The sequence below is a fragment of the Streptomyces sp. CB01201 genome (assembly GCF_002803085.1).
Lineage (GTDB): Bacteria > Actinomycetota > Actinomycetes > Streptomycetales > Streptomycetaceae > Streptomyces > Streptomyces hundungensis.
This window is the reverse complement of the sequence record NZ_NNBJ01000011.1, coordinates 160,951-185,140: the sequence shown is the minus strand read 5'-3', so window position 1 is coordinate 185,140 and position 24,190 is coordinate 160,951. Positions and strand designations below refer to the sequence as shown.

Below are 24,190 nucleotides of genomic sequence, written 5' to 3'. Positions count from 1 at the left end.
CATGACCACCCTGCAGAGCGTCCCTGCCCTCGGGACGCATCCGGCTTCCGGCTCCCCCGTGTCTTCCTTCAAGGCAGTGAGCCGTGCCGAGACCCGGGAGCAACTGTCCAAGGCGACGTACGACCTCCTGGTCATCGGCGGCGGCATCCTGGGCATCTCCACCGCCTGGCACGCCGCGCAGTCCGGTCTGCGGGTGGCCCTGGTGGACGCCGGCGACTTCGCCGGCGCCACCTCCTCCGCCTCCTCCAAGCTGCTCCACGGCGGTCTGCGCTACTTGCAGACCGGCGCGGTGAAGCTCGTCGCGGAGAACCACTTCGAGCGGCGTGCGGTGTCCCGTCAGGTGGCCCCGCACCTCGCCAACCCGCTCACGTTCTACCTGCCCGTGTACAAGGGCGGCCCGCACGGCGCCGCCAAGCTGGGCGCGGGCGTCTTCGCCTACTCGGCGCTGTCCGCCTTCGGCGACGGCGTCGGCCACCTGCTCTCCCCCGCCAAGGCGTCGGCCGACGTGCCCGAGCTGCGCACGGAGAACCTGAAGGCCGTGGCCGTGTACGGCGACGACCAGATGAACGACGCCCGCATGGCCCTGATGACGGTCCGGGCCGCCGTCGAGGCCGGCGCGGTCGTGCTCAACCACGCCGAGGTCACCGGGCTGCGCTTCACCAAGGGCCGGGTGACGGGTGCGGACCTCAAGGACCGCATGGACGGCGAGGAGTTCGGCGTCGACGCCCGGCTCGTGCTCAACGCGACCGGCCCCTGGGTCGACCACCTGCGCAAGATGGAGGACCCGGCCTCGGCTCCCTCCATACGCCTGTCGAAGGGCGCGCACCTGGTCCTCAAGCGCACCGCCCCCTGGAAGGCGGCGCTGGCGACCCCCATCGACAAGTACCGCATCACGTTCGCGCTGCCGTGGGAGGACATGCTCCTGCTCGGCACCACCGACGAGGAGTTCGAGGGCGACCCGGCGGACGTCGCGGTCACCGAGGCGGACACCGCGCAGATCCTCGACGAGGCCGCGTTCTCGATCCGCGACCAGCAGCTGTCCCGCGATCTGATCACGTACTCCTTCGCGGGTCTGCGCGTGCTGCCCGGCGGGCCCGGCGACACCTCGAAGGCCAAGCGCGAGACGGTCGTCACCGAGGGCCGCGGCGGCATGCTGTCGGTGGCCGGCGGCAAGTGGACCACGTTCCGCCACATCGGCCGCACGGTGATGAAGAAGCTGGAGCAGCTGCCCGGCCACCCGCTCGGCAACGACTTCGAGCCCATCTCCGAGCTGCCCGGCAAGATGCCGCTGCCCGGCATCGCCAACCCGCGTGCCGTCGCCCACCGCCTGATGGTGGACGCCCAGGCACCCGGTGCGAGCATGGCGGCCGACACGGCCAAGCACCTGGCCACGCACTACGGTTCGCTGTCCTTCGACATCGCGCGCCTGGCCAACGAGGACGCGGCCCTCGCCGAGCGCATCCACCCGGACGCCCCGGAGATCTGGGCCCAGGTCGCCTACGCCCGCGACCACGAGTGGGCCGAGACCGCGGACGACGTGCTGCGCCGCCGTACGACCCTGACGATCCGGGGTCTGGCCACGGACGAGATCCGGGGCAAGGTGGACGACCTGCTGAAGAAGCAGAACTGACGGTACGTCAACTCACGCCGGAGGGGCGGCTCCCGGAAGGGGCCGCCCCTCCGGCGTCCCCGTGACCGCTGCCATACGCCGTACATCCGGCCGCAACACGGCGCGGCGAGAGTGGAGGCATGAAGTTCCAGGTGCTTTCCATCGTCGGCCATGCCCCCCATCCCCTGACGGGTGAACTCCCCTCCGCCGCCGACCGGTTGGCGCAGGTGCTGGAGGTCGGTGAGGCAGCCGAACGGCTCGGCTTCGACGCGTACGCCATCGGCGAGCGGCACGCCGGCGCGTTCCTCTCGTCCAGCCCGACCGTGCTGCTGGGTGCGCTGGCCGCCCGCACCCGGCGCATCCGGCTGCTCACCGGCGTGACCGTGGTCGCGATCCTCGACCCGGTGCGGGTCGCCGAGGACTACGCGACGCTCGACCAGATATCGCGCGGCCGGATCGAGCTGGTCATCGGGAAGGGCGCGGAGGCCGGCCACTTCGATCTGTTCGGGCTCGACGAGGCCCGCCAGTGGGACCTCCAGCGGGAGAAGTACGAGCTGCTGCGCCGGCTGTGGAGCGAGGAGGGCGTCGACTGGGAGGGCGAGTTCCGTCCGCCGCTGCGCGACGTCACGACCGTGCCGCGGCCGTACGCCGGGGTGCCGCGGATCTGGCACGGCTCGGCGACCTCCCTCAACTCCCCCGAACTCGCGGCCCGGCACGGCGACCCGCTGTTCACGGCCAACGCGATCCAGCCGCGCGCCGCGTACCGCGGGCTCATCGCCCACTACCGGGAGAAGTTCGAGGAGTACGGGCACGACCCGGCGCGGGCCCATGTCGCGGCCGGCTCGGGCGGCCTGCTGATCGCCGACACCGCCGAGCAGGCGGTCTCGCGCTACCGGGAGGTGTACGAGGCGCGCGTGCGGCAGTCCTTCAAGCCGCACCTGGAGGGGAAGGCGGGCTACAACACCCCGTTCCGCACCATCGAGGACGCCATCGCCGACGGCCCGGCGCTCATCGGCTCCCCGCAGCAGATCATCGACAAGATCCTCGGCTTCCACGAGGCGTACGGGCACGACCTCCAGTCCGTGACGGTCGACGGGTTCGGGCTCTCGACCGCCGAACAGACCGAGACGCTTGCGCGGTTCGCGGAGGAGATCGCGCCGGTGGTGCGGAAGGAGGCGCCGAGCACTCTGTGGGAGTGAGCACCGGAGGCGGCGCGGCGCGCGCATACTGGGGCTCGATACATCGGATGTATGGAGGTCGCCCCATGGCTGTCACCGACGAGGCCATCGAGAAGATCAAGGCAATGATCGTCTCCGGCGCGCTGCGGCCGGGCGACCGGCTCCCCAAGGAGAGCGAACTCGCGGCCGAGCTGGGCCTGTCCCGCAACTCCCTGCGGGAGGCGGTGCGGGCGCTGTCCCTGATCCGGATCCTGGACGTCCGCCAGGGGGACGGCACCTACGTCACCAGTCTGGACCCGCAGCTGCTCCTGGAGGCGATGGGCTTCGTCGTGGACGTCCACCGGGACGACACGGTCCTGGAGTTCCTCGCGGTACGCCGCATTCTGGAGCCGGCCGCGGCGGCGCTGGCCGCAACCCGGCTCACCGAGGCCGAACTCGATTCGCTGTCGACGCGGTTGGACGCGCTGGAGGAAGCCTCCTCGGTGGACGAGCTGGTGTCGGCGGACCTCGCGTTCCACCGGGGGATCGCGGCGGGGGCGGGGAACGCGGTGCTCTGCTCCCTGCTGGACGGTCTCTCCGGGCCGGCCACCCGGGCCCGTAGCTGGCGGGGCCTGGTCGAAAAGGACGCGGTCGGCCGCGCACAGCGCGAACACCGGGCGATCCTGACGGCGCTGCGGGCCCGGGACGCCGAGGCGGCCCGGGCCTGGGCCACGGTCCACATCGCGAGCGTGGAGGACCAGGTCGGGGCGTCCTGATCAACGGCCGGATGAACCCTTGGACGAACGTCCGCAGAAACGTTCACGGGAATGTCGGTGCGAACATCGGATCTCTGTCGGAGATCGGACGTATATCCCCGCCACGCCGCAGGTGCCGTCCATACTCCCCCGGAGCGCGCTCCACAGCTCGGATGAATCCGCACCGGAACACACCGCTGCCCCGCCTGCCCCACCTTCATTCCCGTGTCACTCCCGGCAGTGCCGGACCGTGCACGGGGGCTGCGGCTGGGTAGGTCTGAAGCCGTAAGGTTGGGATGTACGCAAGGGAACTTCGGAGGGAGGCACTGGGTGATCGAGCTGGAGGGCGTTCCCGAGCTGGTCGACCCGGTCATGATCGCCGCGTTCGAGGGCTGGAACGACGCGGGCGATGCCGCCTCCTCCGCTGTCGCGCACCTGGACGGGGTCTGGAAGGGCGAGGTCTTCGCCGCGCTGGACGCGGAGGACTACTACGACTTCCAGGTCAACCGGCCCACCGTGTGGCTGGACGGCGGGGTCCGCAAGATCACATGGCCCACCACCCGGCTCTCCGTGGTCCGGGTCGGCGGCGACAAGCCGCGCGATCTGGTCCTCGTGCGCGGCATCGAGCCGTCCATGCGCTGGCGGTCGTTCTGCAACGAGATCCTGGGCTTCGCCCATGAGCTGGGCGTCGAGATGGTGGTGGTCCTGGGCGCGCTGCTCGGCGACACCCCGCACACCCGGCCGGTGCCGGTCAGCGGCGTGACCTCCGACCCGGACCTGGCGCGGACCATGGATCTGGAGGAGACCCGCTACGAGGGCCCCACGGGCATCGTCGGCATCCTCCAGGAGGCCTGCACGCACGCCGGCGTCCCGGCGGTCAGCCTGTGGGCCGCCGTGCCGCACTACGTGTCCCAGCCGCCCAACCCGAAGGCCACACTCGCCCTGCTCAACCGCCTCGAAGACCTCATCGACCTGCGCATCCCGCTCGGCGAGCTCGCCGAGGACGCCCGGGCCTGGCAGCTCGGCGTGGACCAACTGGCCGCCGAGGACAGCGAGGTGGCCGAGTACGTCCAGACCCTGGAGGAGGCGCGGGACACCGCGGACCTGCCCGAGGCGTCCGGCGAGGCCATCGCCCGCGAGTTCGAGCGGTACCTGCGCAGGCGGGACGGCGGCCCCGGCCCCGGCCAGGCCACCGCGGGCGGTCACGCCACCGAGGCGGACGGGTCCTATCTGCGGGACACCTCCAGCGGCCGCACCCGGCCGCCGAAACCCCCGAAGACCGACGAGCCCGGCGAGGAGAGCCCCGAGGAGTAGGGGGCCCGCCGGGTGGCCCCGGTTCGCCTTGCGGCGCCTCCTTCCGCGCGGGAAGGTCGAAGGACCAGTGCCTTCAGGAGGTGTCGTAGGTCATGCCCATCGCCACGGTGAACCCGGCTACCGGTGAGACGCTCAAGAGCTTCGGTGCCATGGGTCCCGAGGAGGTCGAGCGGCGGCTCGCCACGGCCGGGACCGCGTTCGCCGGCTACCGCACGACTGCCTTCGAGCAGCGTGCCCGCCTGGTGCTGCGCGCGGCCGATCTGCTCGACGCCGACCGGGACGACATCGCACGCACCATGACCCTGGAGATGGGCAAGCCGGTCGTGGCGGCCCGCGCCGAGGCGGCGAAGTGCGCGAAGGCCCTGCGCTGGTACGCCGAGCACGCGGCCGAGCTGCTGGCCGACGAGGAGCCCGCCGAGGACGACGTGCGCGACTCGGGCGCCGAGCGGGCCCGGGTCCACTACCGGCCGCTGGGCGTGGTCCTCGCGGTGATGCCGTGGAACTTCCCGCTCTGGCAGGTCGTACGGTTCGCGGCGCCCGCCCTGATGGCGGGGAACGTGGCGCTGCTCAAGCACGCCTCGAACGTGCCGCAGACCGCGCTGTATCTGGAGGACCTGTTCCGCCGGGCGGGCTTCCCCGACGGCTGCTTCCAGACGCTGCTCATCGGCTCGGACGGCGTCGAGAAGGTGCTGCGCGACCCGCGGGTGGCGGCGGCGACGCTGACCGGCAGCGAACCGGCCGGCCGCTCGGTCGCGGCGATCTGCGGCGACGAGATCAAGAAGACGGTCCTCGAACTCGGCGGCAGCGATCCCTATCTGGTGCTCGCCTCCGCCGATGTGGAGCGGGCCGCGCGGACCGCGGTGACCGCCCGGACGCAGAACAACGGCCAGTCCTGCATCGCCGCGAAGCGCTTCATCGTCCAGGACGGGGTCTACGACGCCTTCGCCGAGCAATTCACCGCCGGCATGCGGGAGTTGAGGGTGGGCGACCCGCTCGACGACGAGACGGACATCGGCCCGCTCGCCAGCGAGCAGGGCCGCACCGATCTGGAGGAGCTGGTCGAGGACGCCGTACGCAAGGGGGCGACCGCGCTGTGCGGCGGGAGCCGCCCCGAGGGCCTCGACGGGGGCTGGTTCTACCGGCCCACGATCCTCGCCGGCATCACCGCCGACATGCGGATCCACCACGAGGAGACCTTCGGGCCGGTGGCCACGCTGTACCGGGTGCGCGACCTGGACGAGGCCATCGCGGTCGCCAACGACACGCCGTTCGGGCTGAGTTCCAACGTCTGGACCCGCGAGAGCACCGATGTCGACCGCTGCGTACGCGACCTCCAGGCGGGCGGCGTGTTCTTCAACGGGATGACCGCCTCGCACCCCGCGCTGCCGTTCGGCGGCGTGAAGCGCTCCGGGTACGGACGCGAGCTGTCCGGCCACGGCATCCGCGAGTTCTGCAATGTGACGACGGTGTGGCACGGGGCGGAACCCTCGGAGTCCTGAAGTGCGGGGACTGCCCGATCAGCTTGCTTTCGAACTCCGTTCGCCGCCGGTGGGCCACCTCCCGCACAGCGGGCGCCGGGTGGGGACGGCCCCGCCCGGCGCCCGCCCGCGGCTAGGCGCAGCTGAACTTCGCCGCCGCCCAGTCCCCGTGGTCACCGGACTTGGAGTTGTTCGTGTCGGTGATCTTCAGATGGACGTGCCGTGCCCCGGCGAGCGGGACGTCGACCGGGACGGTCGCCGAGGCACCGGTCACCTTGGGCGAGGTCCACAGCACCTTGCCGTCCGCCTCGACGGAGAAGGCCACCTCCCCGTAGCCGTTGATCTCGTCGTCGATGCCTGCGTCGGCGGTGAAGGCGGTGCACCGGCCGCCGGTGTAGACCTCGATGTCGGAGTCGGCGTGTGCGCCGATGCCCTTGGCGTAGGTCGTGCCCGCGAGCGTGAGGGTGTGACCGTCGGACGCGCCCGACTCGCCGTTGGAGCGGTCGCGTTCGGGCGGCCCGTATCCGTTGACGGAGGTCAGCCAGGCCATATCGCTGGCCCAGGTGTCCGCCGACGGCGGCGCGGGCATCACGGACACCGCGATCCGCTGCTGTGAACTGCCGCTCCGCGAGCCGGTGTTGACGGTGAGCGTGACTTCTCCGGGCTTGGCGTCCTTGGCAGGTGTGACGCCGACCTCGACCCGCCGGGTGGTGCCGGCCGGCACACGGTCCAGCGCGGGGGCCGGGGTCACGGTCCACCCGGCCGGCGCCGCGACGGAAACCCGGACGTCCCGGGCGTCCTTGCTTCCGGCGGTGACGTCCACGGCCACCTTGCCGGGAGCGCCCGCGCCGAGTTCCTGCCCGGCGGGCGCGCTCGGCGTGACCGGGGAGCCGGGCGCCCTGCCGCCGACGGCGCTGGTGTCCTTGAGCTTCACCTCGAAGGCCCGGTCGGTGCGCAGGGTCGCGGTCTTCACCAGGACCACCCCGCCCCGGTCTCCCGCGTCGTAGAACCACCCGGTGGTGGCCCTGTCGTACGCGGCCTTCGAGCCGAGCCGGGCGAGCGGGCGGCCCTGGACCTCGACCTTCGAGGGCGCGCTGCCGGTGTGCAGGGTCAGCTGGTACGGCCGGGCGGTCTGCTTGCCCTTGAACTCGCCCTTGCTGGCGCCCACTTGGACCGTCACATCGCCCGAGCCGCGCTGCGGGGCCGAGACGTCGGCACGCTGGGTGGCGTAGGCGCCGGTCCGGTTGGCGCGGGTGACGCCGTCGTCCTCGTACAGCTGGAAGGAGGAGCGGCCCTGCGGGTAGATGTCCCAGGCCAGCGGCGAGTTCGCGGTGCGGTCCTGGTGGGAGCGGATGCCGGGCCACATCGGGACGGCGGCGCCGGCCTTCACGAACAGGGGCAGGGTGTCGAGCGGTGCGCTGTAGTGGTCGACGGTGGTCGGCCCCTGGTAGGTGCGCCCGCTCCAGTAGTCGATCCAGGTGCCCTTCGGCAGGTAGATCCCGTCGCGCACGGTCGTGTCCTGGTAGACCGGCGCGACGAGGAAGTCCTCGCCGGACAGGAACTCGTACTTGGCCGCGTCGGTGGCGGCCTTCGGGTCGTCGGGGTACTCCAGCGCCAGCGGCCGGACCGGCCCGATGCCGGTCTTCGTCGCCTCGTGGGCGTAGGAGTACATGTAGGGAAGCAGCGACTCCTTGAGCTTGAGGTAGTCGCGGTTGATGGAGGTGTACGGCTCCCCGTACTGGTAGGGCTGCTTGTCGCTGGCGGCCCAGCCGTCCATGGTCATCACGGCGGGCAGGAACGACTTCCACTGGAGGTCGCGGGTGTACGTCTTGGGGCTGCCGCCGAAGATGCCGTCGATGTCGCCACTGGTGTAGGCGAGCCCGGAGAGGGTCGCGCCCGCGTAGGTCGGGATCTGCCAGCGGATGTAGTCCCAGCTGCCCGACTGGTCGCCGGACCACTGGACGCCGCAGCGCTGGGCGCCGGACCAGCTCTCGGGCGCCCAGGTAAAGCCGCGGGCGTCGCTGTTGGCCTCGATGCCCTGGTAGGCGGCCTTGCAGCCGTCGAGCGCGTGCTTGTACCCGTCGCCGACCCAGGCGACGTCCAGCTTGGCGACGCGCTGGCCCGCCTTGACCTGGTCGGCGAGCTTGTCGAGCCCGTCCTCGGTCCACAGGCCCATCTGCATGGAGTCGCTGTGCAGGCCCTTGGCGGTCTCGGGCAGGTTCTCGTAGCCGCAGCCGTAGCCGTCGTTGACCAGCATCCAGCCGTTGGGCATGTCGTTGGCCTTGTACGCGTCCGCGATCTTCAGCGCGTCGAGGGTGTGGCGCTCGCCCCGGTTGGCGTTGTGCAGATAGCAGTCGGAGTCGCCGGGTTCGAGCCCGTAGACCGGCGGCAGGAACGGCTTACCGGTCAACTGGGTGTAGTCGCCGATGACTTGCTTGGGGTCGCCAGCGAAGTAGTAGGCGTCGAAGCGCTGTTCCTTGGCGCTCGCGGTGACGGGCTGTCCGAAGACGTACGTGTTGGGGGCGTACGTGTTGCGGAAGACGCCGTAGCCGCGGGTGGAGAGGTAGAACGGCACGGAGTTGGGGTGGCCGCCGTCGTTCCAGTTGTCGTCGACGCTCACCTGGACGGTCTGGTCGCGGTGCGAGGTGTTGCCGCGGCCGTTCTGCATGCCGCCGCCGTAGAACTGCTCGGTGGCGCCGCGGGACAGGGTCTGGGTGGTGGTGTCCTTGGTCCAGCTGAGCGGCTTGGTCTCGGACCACAGCTGGGTGCCGTCCGCCTTGTAGAGGGCGAAGCGCAGCGGGGACTTGAAGGCGCGCAGGGTGACCTTGTCGGTGCTCAGCTCGTAGCGGTCGCCCCTGTCCTTCCAGCGGGCGGCCGGCGGCTTGCCCTGCGGCAGGACGATGTCGGTCCCGGTCGGATCGGTGAACTTCCCGTCGGGGGCGAGCTCGATGCGGAAGGTGTCGGCGGCGACGAAGCTGACGCGGGCCTCGGCCGCGCCGGCGTGCAGCGTGAAGACGGAGCCGCCCGCCGCCTCGAAGCCGGTCACATTGCCTACGGAGGTGTCGCCGTCGCCCGCCGGGGCGCCCAGGGCGTCGGCCTGGGCGCTGCCGGGCCCGGCGAACACCGCGAGCAGACCGAGCACGGCCGCTCCCGCGAGCGCCACTCTCGTGCGTATTGGTGATTGCATAGAGCGTGTTTAGCGCACAAACGAGCATGGGACCATGGGGCGGGCCCAGGAAAAACGAAACCGCCCCCGGACTCGCGTGGAGTCCAAGGGCGGTTCGGGGCTTGCCCGTTGGGGCGGTCCCGGGGGTGATCCCGACGTTCCTCCGGGCTAGAGGGCGACGCCGAGCAGAGCGTCGACCGTACGCGAGACGAGACCGGGAGCGGCCTCGTCCGTGCCGCCCTCCGCGTCCTGGCGCGCGGCCCAGCGGTCCACCGCGGCGAGAGCGGCGGGGGCGTCCAGGTCGTTGGCCAGGGCCTCGCGGACCTCCTCGACCAGGGCGTCGGCCGAGGTCCCGTCGGGCCGCGACACGGCGGCCCGCCAGCGCCCGAGACGCTCGACGGCGTCCTGGAGCACCTGGTCGGTCCACTCCCAGTCGGCCCGGTAGTGGTGGGCGAGCAGCGCGAGGCGGATGGCGGCCGGGTCGACGCCGTCGCGGCGCAGCTTCGAGACGAAGACGAGGTTGCCCTTGGACTTGGACATCTTCTCGCCGTCCAGGGCGACCATGCCGGCGTGCACGTACGCCTTGGCGAACGGGTACTCGCCGGTCAGCGCCTGGGCGTGGGACGCGCCCATCTCGTGGTGCGGGAAGACCAGGTCGGAGCCGCCGCCCTGCACGTCGAAGCCCATGCCGAGGTGGTCGAGCGCGATGGCGACGCACTCGATGTGCCAGCCGGGACGGCCGCGCCCGAGCGAGGCGCCGTCCCAGCTCGGCTCGCCCTCGCGGGCCGCCATCCACAGCATCGGGTCGAGCGGGTTCTTCTTGCCGGGCCGCTCGGGGTCGCCGCCGCGCTCGGCGGACAGCGCCTTCATGGCCGCGGCGTCGTAGTGCGAGACGTTGCCGAAGTGCGGGTCGCTCTCGACGGAGAAGTAGACGTCCCCTTCGAGCTCGTACGCCGCGCCCGCGTCCCGGAGCCGCTCGACCAGCGGAACGATGCCGGGTATGGCCTCGACCGCGCCGATGTAGTGCTTCGGGGGGAGCAGCCGCAGGGCGGTCATGTCCTCGCGGAACAGCGCGGTCTCGCCCTCGGCGAGCTCCACCCAGTCCTTGCCGTCGCGGATGGCTCGCTCCAGCAAGGGGTCGTCCACGTCCGTCACGTTCTGGACGTAGTGAACCTGCCGCTTGGTGTCGAGCCACACGCGCTGAACGAGGTCGAACGCGTTGTAGGTCGCCGCGTGACCCATGTGGGTCGCGTCGTACGGGGTGATCCCGCAGACGTAGATACGGGCGACGGGACCGGGGTCGAGGGAGACGAGTCCGCCGGTCGCGGTGTCGTGGATCTGGAGGTCGCGGCCCTTGCCAGGCAGGGCGGGGACCTCAGAAGCGGGCCAGGCATGCATGTCTTGAGCGTAACCGGACGCACGTTCCGGATACGAACCGGATCCCGCTCTTGGCCGAATCGGGGGTGTTGGATCCCCCACCCCGCCCCTTCCCGCAACCCTCCGGGACCAAAGAAGCCACCCGAACCTTCGGGCCTGCCCCCCCCCGGGCCCCGTGGTCCGTCCGCGGACCGTGCGGGGTTGCTCGCGCAGTTCCCCGCGCCCCTCAAAGCCTCGTTGCGCCTGCGGGCCGTGCGGGGCTGGGCGCGCAGTTCCTCGCGCCCCTGCACCCGCCTTCGGCTGCGGGCCGTGCGGGGTTGGTCGCGCCGTTTCTCGCGGCCCTGAGGGCCTCGGTGCTGGCCCGCATCGGGCGTTTTCAGCCCGTCCGGCGATTGAGGACGAGCGCCGTTCAGGCGTGACAGGGGGTCTGGGGCGCAGCCCCAGGGGGCGGGACGGGGCGCGGGGTCAGACCGGGGGCCAGGGGATCGCGGGCCATTCGCCCGAGGGGGCGGGGTGGAGGCCCGAGTCCAGGAGGGAGGCCACCCGCGCGCGGAGGGCGTCCAGCTCGGCCTCGGTGATGAGCGAGGACAGCCGCACGCCCAGGTCCCCCAGGGGTAGAAGGGCCTCGGCCAGGCCCTTCAGAGCGCCCACCGCCTCCGAGGTGAGCGGCTCGCCCGCCCACCCCCACAACAGCGTCCGCAGCTTGTCGTCCACGTGGAACGTGACCCCGTGGTCGATCCCGTACAGCCGCCCGTCGGGCGCGGGCAGCAGATGCCCGCCCTTGCGGTCGCCGTTGTTGATGACCGCGTCGAGCACGGCGAGCCGCCGCAGCCGGGCGTCGTCCGCGTGCACGAGCAGCGCGGTCCGCCCCTCGCCCACCTCCGCGAGCGCGACCGCCTTCCAGCCCTCGGCCGGCTCCTCGTCCTCGACGAGCGCGAGCAGCCCGGAGTCGCCCTCCACCGGCTCGATCCACAGCTGGACCATGCCCTCGCCGTAGGGGCCGTCCCGCAGCACGGTGGGCGGTACCAGATCCCACCCGGTCGCCTGCGAGACCTCGTACGCCGCGACCTCGCGCTGGGCGAGCGTGCCGTCGGGGAAGTCCCACAGCGGCCGCTCCCCCGCGACGGGCTTGTAGACGCACTCGGCGCTCTCGTCCCCGTACGCGACGGAGCAGTAGAGCACCGCGTTGGACGCCTCGCGGATCTGCCCGAGGACGGTCAGCTCGCCCCGGGTCAGGAGCTCGACGGAGGTCAGGCTCCGCGGCGGTATCCGTTCTGGCGCGGGCATACGTGTCCTTCCGGGTCGAGCGGCAGGCTGCACAGCGGGCACGGCGGGCGGCCCGCGTTCACGACATCGAGGGCCCGCTTGGCGAAGGCCCGGGCCTGGGCCCCGGTCAGTCGCACCCGCAGCATCGGCGGGCCGTTCTCCTCGTCCTGGAGCATCCGCTCCTCGGCCTCGGCGAGGTCGTCCTCGGTCTCGGCGTCCAGCTCGACCAGGGCCTGCGCCTCGATGATCATGCGCTGTTCGTCACCGTCCCAGGCCAGCGCCATGGTGCCGACCCGGAACTCCTCCTCGACCGGCGAGTCGAGGGGCGCGGTGTCGGTCACGTCCGGCGGGGCCACGGCGGGCACAGGAGCGTTTCCTCCGGTCCTGCGCACGACCTCGTCGAGCAGCTCGTCGATCCGCTCGGCGAGCGCCGCCACCTGGGTCTTCTCCAGGGCGACGCTGGTGGTGCGGCTGCCCGCGGACGCCTGGAGGAAGAACGTCCGGCGCCCGGGGAGCCCGACCGTGCCGGCCACGAAACGGTCCGGCGGGTCGTAGAAGAACACCTGACGGGACACGTTCTGGTCTCCCTAGTTCGGAGTTGGAGCGGCGGTTTTCGGCGCGTCCACCCTACTGTGCCCGGCGATCACGGTGCTCCCGCACCGCCACCGACCTCGGCCTGTTCGTCCGCCGGCTTCTCGCGCGGCATCAGCGAGGCGAGATCCCCGGTGTCCCCCAGGCGTACGAGGTAGGGCCGCAGCCGGGTGTAGCGGATCACGGTCAGGGAACACGGTTCCACCGAGATGCGCTGAAAGAGGTCGAGATGCATGCCGAGGGCGTCCGCCACGACGGACTTGATGATGTCGCCGTGCGAGCACATGGCGTAGACCGCGTCGGGACCGTGCTCGGTCTCGATCCGCTCGTTCCAGTCCCGTACGGCCCCCACGGCCCGGGCCTGCATCGCGCGCATCGACTCGCCGCCGGGGAACGCCGCGTTGGACGGATGCTGCTGCACGACCTCCATGAGCGGGTCGGGGGACAGCTCGGCGAGCTTGCGGCCCGACCAGTCTCCGTAGTGGCACTCGCCGATCAGGTCCTCCGGGTGCAGCGGCAGTCCGGGGCGGGCGTCCAGGAGCGGCTGCACGGTCTCCCGGCAGCGCTGGAGCGGGCTGGTGACGACGGCGGCGAGCGGCACTCCGGCGAGCCGGGCGGGCAGGGCGGCGGCCTGGGCGTTGCCGCGCTCGTCGAGGGCGACACCCGGCGTCCAGCCGGCCAGCACCCCCGCCGTGTTGGCGGTGGAACGTCCGTGGCGTACGAGGATCAGCGTGGCCATGGGCGCCAGCCTAAGCGGCCCGTGCCCCTCGGGTGCGGGCGGCTCCCGTTCACGGGAGAATGCACGCGATGATCGTCGACTGCGCCATCTACCACGAGGGCCGCCGCACCGAGGGGCCCCAGGATTTCTCCGAGGCCCTCGCCCGGGCCCGAGCCGAAGGGGACAGCTTCCTGTGGGTGGGCCTCCACGAGCCCACCGAGGAGGAGTTCGACCTGGTCAGCACCGAGTTCGGGCTGCACGAACTGGCCGTGGAGGACGCCCTGAAGGCGCATCAGCGCCCCAAGCTTGAGGTCTACGACGACTCGCTCTTCATGGTCCTCAAGCCCGTCGTGTACGAGCCGGACAGCGACACCGTGTCCACCGGCGAGCTGATGCTCTTCGTGGGCGACTGCTTCGTGGTGACCGTCCGGCACGGCGAGGGAGCACCGCTCAAGGCGGTACGGCAGCGCCTGGAGGCGGAGCCCGAGCTGCTCGCGCACGGGCCCACGACCGTCCTGTACGCGGTGAGCGACGCCGTCGTCGACCACTACACGGACGTGGCGGCCGAGCTCCAGACGGACCTGGAGGAGTTGGAGGCACAGATCTTCTCGCCCACCACGGGCGGCCGCGACACCAAGGACACCGCGTCGCGGATCTACACCTTCAAGCGGCAGCTGCTGGAGTTCCGCCGGGCGACCGGTCCGCTGGCCCAGCCCGTGCAGCGCCTGGCGAGCGCGGGCGTGCCGTTCGTGAACGCCAAGTCCCAGCCGTTCTTCCGGGACGTGGACGACCACCTGATGCGGGCCAACGAGGCCGTGGAGGGCCTGGACCGGCTGCTCTCGGACATCCTGTCGGCGCATCTGGCCCAGGTCAGCGTCCGCCAGAACGACGACATGCGGAAGATCTCGGCGTGGGCCGCGATGGCGGCGGTCCCCACGATGCTGGCCGGCGTCTACGGCATGAACTTCGACCACATGCCGGAACTCCACTGGGCGTGGAGCTATCCGGCCCTGATCGTCCTGATGGTGCTCCTGGAGTTCGGCCTGTACCGCCTGTTCAAGCGACGCGGCTGGCTCTAGCGGGCCGGTGGCTCGGCGAATCCGGGTGCGCTAGGCGAATTCGGGTGCGGCGAGGGCGGGGCCGCCCAGCGCGTCGCGCCGCTCGGGCATGGCGAGGCCGACCATCCGCCGCCACCCGGCGAGCCGTTCGTAGGCGTACACCGCGTGGATGCCCGCGGTGAGGGCGGCGGCCCTGGAGCCCGGCCAGCCGAGGATGGCTCCCATGCGGGCCGTCACGGCGAGGCTGACATCACGGTGGACCCGGATCTCGGCGAGCGCGCTGTGGCGCAGCACCCGCTGGATGAGGCGCCCGTGTCCGGCGCGGGCCAGGCGCAGCAACTCCTCGTGGCAGTAGGCGAGGTGGTTGTCCTCGTCGGCGGAGATCATCCGCATCGCGCGCCCGAGGTCCGGGTCGTCGCCGAAGTGCCGGCACAGCAGCCGCATCTGTTCGGCGGCGCGCTGCTCGGTGACCCGGCTGTGTGCGAGGTAGACCACGACGTCCCGCGCGGTGAGCGGCTCCTCGCCCCGCAGCTGGGCATGGCCGAGCCCGATGCCCTGCCGTTCGAGCAGCATCGTGTAGTTCGTCTCGTGCGGTACGTCGACCGGGCGCAGGCCGCGCTTCTTCAGGAGCGCCTGGAAGATCCGCCCGTGCTTGTCCTCGTCGGCGCCGTGCCGGGCCACCTTCGGGGCCAGGGCGCGGTACTCGTCCGGCAGCAGCGCCGCGATCCGGCCGTTCTCCCAGCCGCCCTGGGCCTCGCCGCTGGCGGCGATGGAGCAGAAGAGCCGGTACGACTCGTCGTTGTCGAGGATCTCCTGGAACAGGCTCTTGGCCGAGAGCATCGCCGTACCTCCGGGTGCGCACAGGACTCTGCCGAACCGAGTCAAATGCGCCGCACCGGCCGCGGCAACAGGGATCGGGCCCCACTGGGCCGAACGAAGGAATGTGCGGTGCCCCCGGCGCCGTAACCGGGCGGCGGGGGCGGGCGTTGTGCGTCATGACGGCCGTGGCGGGGAAGACCCCCGAGCCCCCACCACGGCCGCAGAACCTCTTCGGCCCTCTCGGGCCTATGCCACGCCCGCGCGCTCCAGCGCCTCGGTGCCCGCGCGCAGCGAGGCGAGCCGCTCGTCGAGCGTGAAGCCGGCCGGGGCCAGGGTCAGCGTGGTGACACCGGCCGCGGCGTACGCCTGCATCCGGTCGGCGATCCGCTCCACCGAGCCGAGCAGCGTCGTCGAGTCGATGAGCTGCTGCGGCACCGCGGCTCCGGCGCCCGCCTTGTCGCCGGCCAGGTACTTGTCCTGGATCTCGGCGGCCTCCTTCTCGTAACCCATGCGCTGCGCCAGCTGGTTGTAGAAGTTCTGCTTGCGGCTGCCCATGCCGCCGACGTACAGCGCGGTGTACGGGCGGAACATGTCGGCCAGGGCCGAGACGTCCGCGTCGGCGCCGAGCGCGATCGGCAGCGTGGGACAGACGTCGAAGCCGTCCATGGTGAGGCCGGCCTTCTCGCGGCCCGTACGGATGTGGGAGATCGCGGTGGCCTCGATGTGCTCGGCGGCCGGGAAGATCAGCAGCGCGCCGTCGGCGATCTCGCCGGTCTGCTCCAGGTTCTTCGGGCCGATCGCGGCGATGTAGAGCGGGATGTGCTCGCGCTCGGGGTGCACGGTCAGCTTGATGGGCTTGCCGGGGCCGCCGGGCAGCGGCAGCGTCCAGTGCTCGCCCTCGTAGGAGAGCCGCTCGCGGGTCATCGCCTTGCGGACGATCTCGACGTACTCGCGGGTGCGGGCGAGCGGCTTGTCGAACTTGACGCCGTACCAGCCCTCGGAGACCTGCGGCCCCGAGACGCCGAGGCCGAGGCGGAAGCGGCCGCCGGACAGCGAGTCGAGGGTGGCGGCCGTCATCGCGGTCATGGCGGGCTGGCGGGCCGGGATCTGGAGGATCGCCGAGCCCACGTCGATGCGCTCGGTCTGCGCGGCGACCCAGGCGAGCACCGTGGGCGCGTCCGAACCGTAGGCCTCGGCCGCCCAGCAGACGTCGTAGCCGAGCTTGTCCGCCTCCTTGGCGACGGCGAGGTTGTCGCCGTCCATTCCGGCGCCCCAGTAGCCGAGGTTGATGCCGAGCCGCATGGCCGATCCCCTTACTCGTCGGGACGCGTACGCACGCGCCCACTCCCGCGTCTTACTCATGAGTAACGTTCCTGTGCCGGGGACTCTAGCGCGCGTGGCCGTGATGCGGCAGGGTCGAGTTGTCCACAGGCTCTCTCCCCGCAGGCCCTTGGCCAGTAATCTCGCGCCCATGGAGCAGAGGCATCTCGGCCGCACGGGCCTGCGTGTATCCCGGATCGGGCTCGGCACCCTGACATGGGGCCGGGACGTCGGCGAGCAGGACGCCGCCGATCTCCTGAAGGCGTTCTGGGACGCGGGCGGCACCCTGATCGACACGGCGGACGTGTACGGCGGCGGGGACGCGGAGTATCTGCTCGGCCAGTTGATGGAGCGGCTCGTGCCGCGCAGGGACCTGGTCGTGGCGACCAAGGCGGGCAGCGTGCCCGACCCCGACCGCCGCTTCGACGGCTCGCGCGGCCACCTCCTGAACGCGCTGGACGCCTCGCTCGAACGCCTCCGCACCGACTACGTGGACCTGTGGCAGGTGCACGCCTTCGACTGCGGAACGCCGTTGGAGGAGACGCTCCAGGCCCTCGACATCGCGGTCAGCAGCGGCCGGGCGCGCTATGCGGGCATCTCCAACTTCAGCGGCTGGCAGCTCGCCAAGGCCGCGACCTGGCAACTCGCCGCGCCCGGTGTGCGCACCCGGCTCGCCAGCACCCAGATGGAGTACTCGCTGCTCCAGCGCGGGGTGGAGCGCGAAGTCCTGCCCGCCGCCCTGGACCTGGGCCTCGGGCTCCTCCCGTCCTCGCCGCTGGGCCGGGGCGTACTGACCGGCAAGTACCGGCACGGGACGCCGTCGGACTCGCGGGGCGCGTCCGACGGCCTCTCGGCGTTCGTCGCGCCCTATCTGGACGACGCGGCGAGCCGGATCGTCGACGCGGTCTCCATAGCGGCCGACGGACTCGCCGCGACACCCCTTCAGGTGGCGCTGGCCTGGGTGAGGGACCGGCCGGGAGTGGTGGCGCCGATCGTCGGCGCGCGCAACGCGCAGCAGCTCGCGGCGGCATTGTCAGTGGAGGCCCTTAGTCTTCCTGACGAGATCTGCCAGGCGCTCGACGATGTGTCGGCGCCCGTGCACCGCTATCCCGATCAGGACTGGAGCACGCTGTGACTGCGCTTCCCCAGGGCTCGGCCCCTGGATCCACGGCCGACGAATCCGCCGAGGCGGAGGTGGCGCCCGAGACCGCTCAGGCGCCCGCCGAGGAGCCCGGGTCCCCCGAGGGTGCCGGGCCCGGCGGCGAGGGAGGGGCGCGGGCCGCGGCCGAGGACGGCGAACCTGCCGATGCGGCCGCGGGCGAGGAAGCCGGAACGACTGATGCGGCCGCGGGCGAGGAAGCCGGGCCCGCTGATCCGGTTGCCGGCGAGGCGGCCGGGCCCGATGAGGTCGGCGGTTCTGAGGCCGACGGTTCTGAGGCCGGTGCCGCAGAGGCCGAGCACGAGGCTCAGCCCGACACCACCGACGCCGAGGCGACCGAGGCTGCGCAGGTCTCCGAGGCCGCGGCCGAGCTCGCGGCCCAGCGGGAGTTGCGGGCCAGGATCGCGGCGCGCAAGGCCGAGAAGGAGGCGCCGATCCCGGCCGGCACCAAGCTGAGCGGAACGGCGGCCGACCTCCTCGCGGCGGTACGGGCGGTGGAGAGCGGCGAGAAGTCGGGCGCGGCGTTCTTCGCGGGCCCGCCGCCCGCCCCGCGCAAGCCCGTCTCCGGGCCCGCCCAGGAGACGGCTCCGGCACGGCCCCGCGCGCACGAACCCGCGCAGGCGCCCGCCACTTCGGCCGAGGCCCTCGACGCCGTCCGGGGCGTGCTGCGCAGGGGCGGTGCCCCCGAGGCGCTGGCCGCACAGGTCACCGGCGCCCTCGGCGAGCAGGCGGCCGAGCGGCTCGACGCGGATCCCTGGCAGCTCCTGGCCGTGCCCGGGGTGCGCCCCGAGCAGGCCGACGGCTTCGCGCGGGCGCTGCTCGGCGCCGAGTGCCGCCCGGACGACGAGCGCAGGGCGGCCGCCCTGGTCGGCTGGATCCTGGAACAGGCGGCGGTACGCGGACACACGGCGCTGGCCGCCGACGACGTGCGCAAGGCCCTGGCCGGGCGGTCCGTGCCCGATCCCGACGAGGCGGTCCAACAGGCCATCGCCGAGGGCGTGGTGCTGGTGTTCCAGGACGGTCTGGCCGAGGAGCCGGATTCCACCGAGAACGCCGAGAACACCGGGAGCGCCGAGAACACGGCGGACGCCGCGGACATCGACGGGGCCGAGGAGGCGGCGGAGCCCGCCGAGCCGGTCGAGGTACTGCTGGGGCTCGACCGGTACGCGCTGGCCGAGGAGAGCCTGGCCGATGGGCTCGCCCGGCTGCTCAACTCCCCGGTGGGGAACGACGGTTCGGTGTGGCCGGAGGGCAGTGAGCTGGCCCGCGCGGTCGCGGGCAGCGGCTTGGTGGCGCACACCGGCGGCGAAGCCGCGCGGGCCGAGTCGGCGGCGGTGGTGACCGCGGCCGCCGCGGCCGGACTGCGCGCCGCGGGCGCGGCGCACACCCTGGACGGACAGCGCCGCCTGGCCGAACTGACCGGTCCGCTGGCCGCGTTCACGCTCGCCGGCCTGCTGTCCGGCGAGGGCCCCGGCCGGGACGCGGACGGCACACTGGCGCTCGATGTCCTGGTGGTGCAGGACGCGGGCCAGGTCGACGTGGAGACCGCGGCGATCCTGGTGGAGTCACTGGCCGACGGCTGCCGTCTGGTCCTGAGCGGTGACCCGGGGGTGCTCGGCCCGGCGGGCGCGGGCCAGGTCTTCCAGGACGTGCTGGCCGCCCGCGTCTGCCCCGTCGTGGCGTCGCGGCTGCCCGACCCCGGGCCGGTCGGCGAGCTGGTCTCGGGCATCGGCATCGGCGAGCTGAACCAGGTCGAGGCGCCCGGCAAGGAAGTCGTGATCGTGCCGGTGCGGGACGCGGGCGAGGCGGTCCACCGCTCCGTGCAGCTCCTGGCCGACTCCATCCCCCGGGCCTTCGGCATCCCGGTGGAGCAGGCCCAGGTCATCACGGTCGGCCACGGCGGCTCCGCGGGCACCCGCGCCCTGAACGCGGCCCTGAAGCAGCGCCTCAACCCCGGCCCCGGCCGCTTCGGCGGCTTCGACCCCGGTGACCGGGCGGCGTACGCCAAGGATCTGGGGCGTACGGTCGTCGGCACCGTCGTGGAGGCGGACGCGGAGGGCCTGCGGCTCGACTGTGCGGGCACGCCCGTGCTCGTGCCGAAGGAGCGGGTCGAGTCCGCGCTGCGGCACGGCTGGGCGCTCACCGCGCACCAGGCGATCGGGATGCGCTGGCCCGCGGTGGTCGCGGTGCTGCCGGGAGACGCGGCGCAGGGGCTCAACCGGGCCTGGGTGTACACCGCGTTCGGCCGCGCCGAGCGGCATCTCTCCGTTGTCCACGGCGTCGACCAGGCGCTGCCACGCGCCGTGGCGGAGATCCTTCCGGCCCCGCGCACGACGCGCCTCACGCCGCTGCTGCACGGCCTGGTGAAGCCCGCGGAACAGTAGGACGGCGCACACGGCAGCGGCCGCGCACCCCGGGGTCGCGGGGTGCGCGGCCGCTGCCGTACCTGGCCGGGTCAGGGGGCGGCGTGGGGGCCGTCCTCCTCGTCGAGGTCGTCCTCCAGCTCCTCCTCGTCGAAGACCGCGCTCACATCGAAGCGGCACACCACGTACTGCGGGTCCGCGTGGTCGAAGGGGGTGCTCAGCCACTCGCCGGGTTCGGGCAGTTCCTCGGCGGCCGACACCCACAGCGTGGAGTCGCCCTCCTCCAGGCCGAACTCCTTGTGCCGGGAGGCGATTTCATCGGGTTCGTACTCGCCGAAGAGCACCCCGAGCGCGGCGTGCACACTGCTGCCGACGACCGGGGCCGTGCGCTCGCCCTCGTCCGACTCGGGGTCGAGGTCGGTGATCCGCTGGGCCTGGGCGAGCAGCCGCTGGGGCTCGGCCACCGCGTAGTCGCGGCGGATGAGGACGCTCAGGGCGTTGGGTTCCTCGGGGCCCGCGTAGGGCGGCAGCGAGTCGTCGGCGCCGGGGATCTCGAAGGGGGTCACCTCGTCGTAGCGGTCGTAGAGCCGCTCGTCGTACGCCTCGGCGGCCGCCGCGAGCGCGTTGAAGGCCTCGTACACATCGGGATCGTCGTCCCCCGTGCGGCGTTCCACCGCATCGAGGTGACGGTCCAGCGCGGCTTTGACCGCCTCGGCGGCGGCACGTACCTCGGCAGCGGTGGGCTGCGCAGCATCAGACATAGTGCAGACGCTATCCGTACCGGGCCGGTGCCCGCACAATAGATGCGATGGTGGAATACGAATTTGTCGACGTGTACGTCCCCCGCGGGGTGTCCCGCAAGGAGGCGACACGGCTGCTGACCGACCATGCCGAGTACGGACACTGGGAGTTGGACCGACTGAGTCTGCACCGGGACGGCAGCCGCCGAGTGCGGCTGCGCAGGCGGATCATCCGCCAGGTGCGAGCCACGTGGTGAACGTGGGCGTATGACGGAGCGGGCCCCGCACGTGCGGGGCCCGCTCCGTCATGACAGCCGTGCGGGACGGCCTGCCGGGACCGCTGCGGCTACTGCGCCGCGCGCCCGCGGCGGTAGAGCACCGCGCCGCCGAGCAGCAGACCCGCCGCGGCCGGAACGGCGAAGCCCATGCCCTGCGAGCCGGTGTGCGCGAGCTGCGGGGCCGTGGCCCCGGGGCCCGTGGCGGTCACGGCGTGCGTGACCGGAACACCGGCCCGGACGGGCGCGGCAGGCCCCGCGGGCGTGGCCGGCTGGTGCGCGACCGGGCTGACCGGGTGCTGCGGCACACCGGGGTGCCCCGGCTGACCGGGCTGCCCCGGGTGCTGCGGCTGGCCGGGGTGCCCGGGGTGGCCCGGCTGTCCCGGGTGGTGCGGCGGGCAGGGCTGCTGGTGGCCGCCCGGGTGGCCGGGGTGGCCGGGGTGCTGCGGCTTGCCCGGGTGCTGCGGCTTGCCCGGGTGGTGTGGCTGGCCCCGGTGCTGGGGGTGGCCCGGGTGCTGCGGAGTGCCGGGGCGGCCGCCCTCGTCGTTGGCGCAGTCGTTGCCGAACGCGGGGTTGCCGATGCCGATCACGCTCACGCTGTTCCCGCAGAGGTTCACGGGCGCGTCGATGGGGGCCTGGACGTGGTTGCCGGAGCCCACGCCGGGCGAGTCGACCGCCCTGCCGTGTGCGTCCGCACCGGCGCCCTGGCGCCCCGGGTGTCCCTGGTGTCCCTGGTTGGCACAGCCGTTGGCGAACGCCGGGCTGAGCAGGCCGACCACGTTCACGGTGTTGCCGCAGACATTGACCGGCACGTGCACCGGGAGCTGGACGGCATTGCCGGACAGCGCGCCCGGCGAGTTCGCGGCGCTGCCCTGGGCCGCCGAGTCGGCGTGCGCCGCCCCGCTGCCCATGGCGATGACCCCGCCGGCGGCGGCCATGGTGATCAGAGACTTGCGGGTGACCTGTCGCATAGATTCGTTCCCTGCCTTCTGCCTTCCGGAAAGCCCGGCTGCGCCGTTGCGCCCGGGCTGAAATGCCGGGCGGCCCCGGAGTGCATGGCGCGCACTCCGGGGCCGCCCGGCTCAGACCCTCACGGGTTGGGGCACAACGTCACTTGTTGACGCAGGTGTTGCCGAAGGCGGGGTTCAGCAGCCCGATCACGGAGACCGTGTTGCCGCACAGGTTCACGGGGATGTGCACGGGAACCTGGATGACATTGCCGGACGCGACACCCGGGGAGTTCACAGCGGCGCCCTGGGCACCGGCATCCGCGACAGCCAGACCCGCACCCGCGAGAACCAGACCACCAGTGACAGCCGCAGCAGCGACGACCTTCTTGATCATTACTTCCTCCTTGTTGGCATATGTGCGGTCCCAGCCGCGGACCGCACACCCTGTAACGAGGGGGAAGTTATGGGGCTACGAGCATATGAGTGCATTCACTCTTTTCAGTCGTATACGTACGTTCAAACGATTAGCGGAGCGACACCCCGACGCGTGGTGACCGCCGCTCGTGGGGCCCCGCAGGCCCCCGGCCTCAGGAGGCGTCGATGAACCGGTCCAGGACGCGTACGCCGAACTTCAGGCCGTCGACCGGGACCCGCTCGTCGACGCCGTGGAACATCCCGGCGAAGTCCAGCTCCGGCGGCAGCTTCAGCGGCGCGAAGCCGAAGCCGCGGATGCCCAGGTCGTCGAAGGACTTGGCGTCGGTTCCGGCCGAGAGCATGTACGGCACGGCCCGGGCGATCGGGTCCTCGGCCTGGAGCGCGGTCTGCATCGCGTCCACCAGGGCGCCGTCGAACGAGGTCTCCAGGGCCTTGTCCGCGTGCACGTCCTCGCGCTTGACCCGCGGGCCCAGGATCCGGTCCAGGTCGGCGAGGAACTCCTCCTCGTAGCCCGGCAGGAACCGCCCGTCGACATGCGCGGTGGCCTGCCCCGGAATGACGTTGACCTTGTAACCGGCGCCCAGCTGCGTCGGGTTGGCGGTGTTCTGGAGGGAGGCGCCGATGAGCTTGGCCATGCCGCCGAGCTTGGCGAGGGTCTCGTCCATGTTCTCGGGGTCCAGCTCGGTGCCGAGCGCGTCGCCGAGCTCGTCGAGGAAGTGCCGCAGCGTCTTGGTCACCCGCACCGGGAACTTGTGCCGGCCAAGACGCCCGACCGCCTCGGACAGCTCCGTGATGGCGTTGTCCTTGTGGATCATCGAGCCGTGTCCGGCGGTGCCGTCCACGGTCAGCTTCATCCAGTGCATGCCCTTCTGGGCCGTCTCGACGAGATAGAGCCGGAGCTTCTCGTTGACGGTGAAGGAGAACCCGCCGACCTCGCTGATCGCCTCGGTGACGCCCTCGAACAGCTCGGGGTGCTTGTCGACGAGGAAGCGCGCCCCGTACGTGCCGCCCGCCTCCTCGTCCGCGAGGAAGGCGAGCACGATGTCGCGCGGGGGCTTGCGGCCGCTGCGCAGCCGGTCGCGCACGACCGCGAGGGTCATCGCGTCCATGTCCTTCATGTCGACCGCGCCGCGGCCCCACACACAGCCGTCGGCGATCTCGCCGGCGAAGGGGTCGTGGGTCCAGTCGTCGGCGTTGGCCGGTACGACATCGGTGTGGCCGTGGATGAGCAGGGCGGGCCGGGACGGGTCCTCGCCCGCGATCCGGGCCACGGTGGAGGCCCGGCCCTTGTGGGACTCGAAGATCTTCGGCTCCAGGCCGACCTCCGCGAGCTTCTCCGCGACGTACTCCGCGGCCGCACGCTCACCGGGCCCGGAGTGGTCTCCGTAGTTGCTGGTGTCGATCCTGATCAGATCGCGACAGAGGTCGACGACCTCGTCCTCACCGGTCACGCCGCCGGTCCGGGTCGTGCTCGACTCGCTCACGCTGCTTCCTCCCGCTGTCGCTCCGCTCGGTACTCCCCCATCCTCCCCCCGGCCCCCCTCGGCACCCAAGGGCGGCTTCCCGTCGACATCCGGAGTTCACGCAGGCCAGGGGGGTGATCGAGCACCCCCGGATGTTTGCTATTGTTTTCCACGTCG

General features: G+C 72.2%; 20 protein-coding genes. 9 read left to right on the top strand and 11 right to left on the bottom strand.

The window, feature by feature from the left end; genetic code table 11:
* Nucleotide 1: 1 nt before the first annotated feature.
* The 5 genes from CG740_RS22680 (at nt 2) to CG740_RS22660 (ending at nt 6,334) form a co-directional block, all read left to right on the top strand.
* Nucleotides 2-1,630 carry a glycerol-3-phosphate dehydrogenase/oxidase gene (locus tag CG740_RS22680; RefSeq protein ID WP_100577068.1) on the top strand — a complete coding sequence of 543 codons (1,629 nt, stop codon included), beginning with the start codon at nt 2-4 and terminating at the stop codon, nt 1,628-1,630.
* 119 nt (nt 1,631-1,749) lie between these two features.
* Nucleotides 1,750-2,808 carry an LLM class flavin-dependent oxidoreductase gene (locus CG740_RS22675; RefSeq protein WP_100577067.1) on the top strand — a complete coding sequence of 353 codons (1,059 nt, stop codon included), beginning with the start codon at nt 1,750-1,752 and terminating at the stop codon, nt 2,806-2,808.
* Between the two features lie 65 nt (nt 2,809-2,873).
* Nucleotides 2,874-3,542: a FadR/GntR family transcriptional regulator gene (locus CG740_RS22670; RefSeq protein WP_100577066.1), complete on the top strand. Its 669-nt coding sequence runs from the start codon at nt 2,874-2,876 to the stop codon at nt 3,540-3,542.
* A 309-nt stretch (nt 3,543-3,851) separates the two neighbouring features.
* Entirely contained in the window at nt 3,852-4,835 is a 984-nt protein-coding gene (locus CG740_RS22665) for a PAC2 family protein (protein WP_100577065.1), read from the top strand.
* Between the two features lie 92 nt (nt 4,836-4,927).
* Complete coding sequence (locus CG740_RS22660) at nt 4,928-6,334, top strand: NADP-dependent succinic semialdehyde dehydrogenase (RefSeq protein ID WP_100577064.1); 1,407 nt, start codon at nt 4,928-4,930, stop codon at nt 6,332-6,334.
* A 112-nt stretch (nt 6,335-6,446) separates the two neighbouring features.
* Here the strand turns inward: CG740_RS22660 and CG740_RS22655 are convergent, their stop codons facing one another.
* The 5 genes from CG740_RS22655 to CG740_RS22635 form a co-directional block, all read right to left on the bottom strand.
* Nucleotides 6,447-9,500 (bottom strand): NPCBM/NEW2 domain-containing protein, encoded by a 3,054-nt coding sequence (locus CG740_RS22655; protein WP_100577063.1) that lies wholly within the window; start codon nt 9,498-9,500, stop codon nt 6,447-6,449.
* Nucleotides 9,501-9,647: 147 nt separating this feature from the next.
* Nucleotides 9,648-10,877 carry a cysteine--1-D-myo-inosityl 2-amino-2-deoxy-alpha-D-glucopyranoside ligase gene (gene mshC / locus CG740_RS22650; protein WP_100577062.1) on the bottom strand — a complete coding sequence of 410 codons (1,230 nt, stop codon included), beginning with the start codon at nt 10,875-10,877 and terminating at the stop codon, nt 9,648-9,650.
* 444 nt (nt 10,878-11,321) lie between these two features.
* A complete protein-coding gene (locus tag CG740_RS22645) occupies nt 11,322-12,143 on the bottom strand; it encodes an SCO1664 family protein (RefSeq protein WP_100577061.1) in 822 nt (273 codons plus the stop codon).
* The gene (locus CG740_RS22640) at nt 12,107-12,697 is read right to left on the bottom strand and encodes a DUF3090 domain-containing protein (protein WP_100577060.1); all 591 of its coding nucleotides are present in this window, start codon (nt 12,695-12,697) and stop codon (nt 12,107-12,109) included. The genes CG740_RS22645 and CG740_RS22640 overlap by 37 nt, the downstream gene beginning before the upstream one ends.
* 68 nt (nt 12,698-12,765) lie before the next feature.
* A complete protein-coding gene (locus CG740_RS22635) occupies nt 12,766-13,452 on the bottom strand; it encodes a histidine phosphatase family protein (RefSeq protein WP_100577059.1) in 687 nt (228 codons plus the stop codon).
* A 59-nt stretch (nt 13,453-13,511) separates the two neighbouring features.
* Between CG740_RS22635 and corA the strand changes: the two genes are divergently transcribed.
* The gene (gene corA / locus CG740_RS22630) at nt 13,512-14,510 is read left to right on the top strand and encodes a magnesium/cobalt transporter CorA (protein WP_100577058.1); all 999 of its coding nucleotides are present in this window, start codon (nt 13,512-13,514) and stop codon (nt 14,508-14,510) included.
* 30 nt (nt 14,511-14,540) lie between these two features.
* Here corA and CG740_RS22625 read toward each other — a convergent pair whose 3' ends face one another.
* Complete coding sequence (locus CG740_RS22625; RefSeq protein ID WP_100577057.1) at nt 14,541-15,329, bottom strand: hypothetical protein; 789 nt, start codon at nt 15,327-15,329, stop codon at nt 14,541-14,543.
* Between the two features lie 225 nt (nt 15,330-15,554).
* Nucleotides 15,555-16,610, bottom strand: a complete 1,056-nt coding sequence (locus tag CG740_RS22620; protein ID WP_100577056.1) for an LLM class F420-dependent oxidoreductase — start codon at nt 16,608-16,610, stop codon at nt 15,555-15,557.
* 169 nt (nt 16,611-16,779) lie between these two features.
* On the opposite strand from CG740_RS22620, the gene CG740_RS22615 reads away from it, so the two are divergent.
* Nucleotides 16,780-17,763 (top strand): aldo/keto reductase, encoded by a 984-nt coding sequence (locus CG740_RS22615; protein ID WP_100577055.1) that lies wholly within the window; start codon nt 16,780-16,782, stop codon nt 17,761-17,763.
* Nucleotides 17,760-20,171 (top strand): helix-hairpin-helix domain-containing protein, encoded by a 2,412-nt coding sequence (locus CG740_RS22610; RefSeq protein WP_100577054.1) that lies wholly within the window; start codon nt 17,760-17,762, stop codon nt 20,169-20,171. Before CG740_RS22615 ends, CG740_RS22610 begins: the two co-directional genes overlap by 4 nt.
* Before the next feature lie 71 nt (nt 20,172-20,242).
* Here the strand turns inward: CG740_RS22610 and CG740_RS22605 are convergent, their stop codons facing one another.
* Complete coding sequence (locus CG740_RS22605; protein WP_100577053.1) at nt 20,243-20,911, bottom strand: hypothetical protein; 669 nt, start codon at nt 20,909-20,911, stop codon at nt 20,243-20,245.
* Nucleotides 20,912-20,958: 47 nt separating this feature from the next.
* Here CG740_RS22605 and CG740_RS22600 point away from each other — a divergent pair, with 47 nt between their 5' ends.
* On the top strand, nt 20,959-21,147 hold the full coding sequence (locus tag CG740_RS22600) for a DUF5703 family protein (RefSeq protein WP_100577052.1): 189 nt from the start codon (nt 20,959-20,961) through the stop codon (nt 21,145-21,147).
* Between the two features lie 89 nt (nt 21,148-21,236).
* On the opposite strand, the gene CG740_RS41765 is transcribed toward CG740_RS22600, so the two are convergent.
* The 3 genes from CG740_RS41765 to CG740_RS22585 form a co-directional block, all read right to left on the bottom strand.
* Entirely contained in the window at nt 21,237-22,136 is a 900-nt protein-coding gene (locus CG740_RS41765) for a chaplin (protein WP_100577051.1), read from the bottom strand.
* A 139-nt stretch (nt 22,137-22,275) separates the two neighbouring features.
* Nucleotides 22,276-22,509, bottom strand: a complete 234-nt coding sequence (locus CG740_RS22590; protein WP_100577050.1) for a chaplin — start codon at nt 22,507-22,509, stop codon at nt 22,276-22,278.
* Nucleotides 22,510-22,702: 193 nt separating this feature from the next.
* Complete coding sequence (locus tag CG740_RS22585) at nt 22,703-24,034, bottom strand: M20/M25/M40 family metallo-hydrolase (protein WP_100577049.1); 1,332 nt, start codon at nt 24,032-24,034, stop codon at nt 22,703-22,705.
* Between the last annotated feature and the right edge of the window lie 156 nt (nt 24,035-24,190).

What these genes read in the sequence shown, in the direction of transcription:
- CG740_RS22680 (WP_100577068.1), top strand. Translation starts at nt 2, where the DNA reads ATGACCACCCTGCAGAGCGTCCCTGCCCTCGGGACGCATCCGGCTTCC.
- CG740_RS22675 (WP_100577067.1), top strand. Translation starts at nt 1,750, where the DNA reads ATGAAGTTCCAGGTGCTTTCCATCGTCGGCCATGCCCCCCATCCCCTG.
- CG740_RS22670 (WP_100577066.1), top strand. Translation starts at nt 2,874, where the DNA reads ATGGCTGTCACCGACGAGGCCATCGAGAAGATCAAGGCAATGATCGTC.
- CG740_RS22660 (WP_100577064.1), top strand. Translation starts at nt 4,928, where the DNA reads ATGCCCATCGCCACGGTGAACCCGGCTACCGGTGAGACGCTCAAGAGC.
- CG740_RS22655 (WP_100577063.1), bottom strand. Translation starts at nt 9,500, where the DNA reads ATGCAATCACCAATACGCACGAGAGTGGCGCTCGCGGGAGCGGCCGTG.
- mshC (WP_100577062.1), bottom strand. Translation starts at nt 10,877, where the DNA reads ATGCATGCCTGGCCCGCTTCTGAGGTCCCCGCCCTGCCTGGCAAGGGC.
- CG740_RS22645 (WP_100577061.1), bottom strand. Translation starts at nt 12,143, where the DNA reads ATGCCCGCGCCAGAACGGATACCGCCGCGGAGCCTGACCTCCGTCGAG.
- CG740_RS22635 (WP_100577059.1), bottom strand. Translation starts at nt 13,452, where the DNA reads ATGGCCACGCTGATCCTCGTACGCCACGGACGTTCCACCGCCAACACG.
- corA (WP_100577058.1), top strand. Translation starts at nt 13,512, where the DNA reads ATGCACGCGATGATCGTCGACTGCGCCATCTACCACGAGGGCCGCCGC.
- CG740_RS22625 (WP_100577057.1), bottom strand. Translation starts at nt 15,329, where the DNA reads ATGCTCTCGGCCAAGAGCCTGTTCCAGGAGATCCTCGACAACGACGAG.
- CG740_RS22620 (WP_100577056.1), bottom strand. Translation starts at nt 16,610, where the DNA reads ATGCGGCTCGGCATCAACCTCGGCTACTGGGGCGCCGGAATGGACGGC.
- CG740_RS22615 (WP_100577055.1), top strand. Translation starts at nt 16,780, where the DNA reads ATGGAGCAGAGGCATCTCGGCCGCACGGGCCTGCGTGTATCCCGGATC.
- CG740_RS22605 (WP_100577053.1), bottom strand. Translation starts at nt 20,911, where the DNA reads ATGTCTGATGCTGCGCAGCCCACCGCTGCCGAGGTACGTGCCGCCGCC.
- CG740_RS22600 (WP_100577052.1), top strand. Translation starts at nt 20,959, where the DNA reads ATGGTGGAATACGAATTTGTCGACGTGTACGTCCCCCGCGGGGTGTCC.
- CG740_RS41765 (WP_100577051.1), bottom strand. Translation starts at nt 22,136, where the DNA reads ATGCGACAGGTCACCCGCAAGTCTCTGATCACCATGGCCGCCGCCGGC.
- CG740_RS22590 (WP_100577050.1), bottom strand. Translation starts at nt 22,509, where the DNA reads ATGATCAAGAAGGTCGTCGCTGCTGCGGCTGTCACTGGTGGTCTGGTT.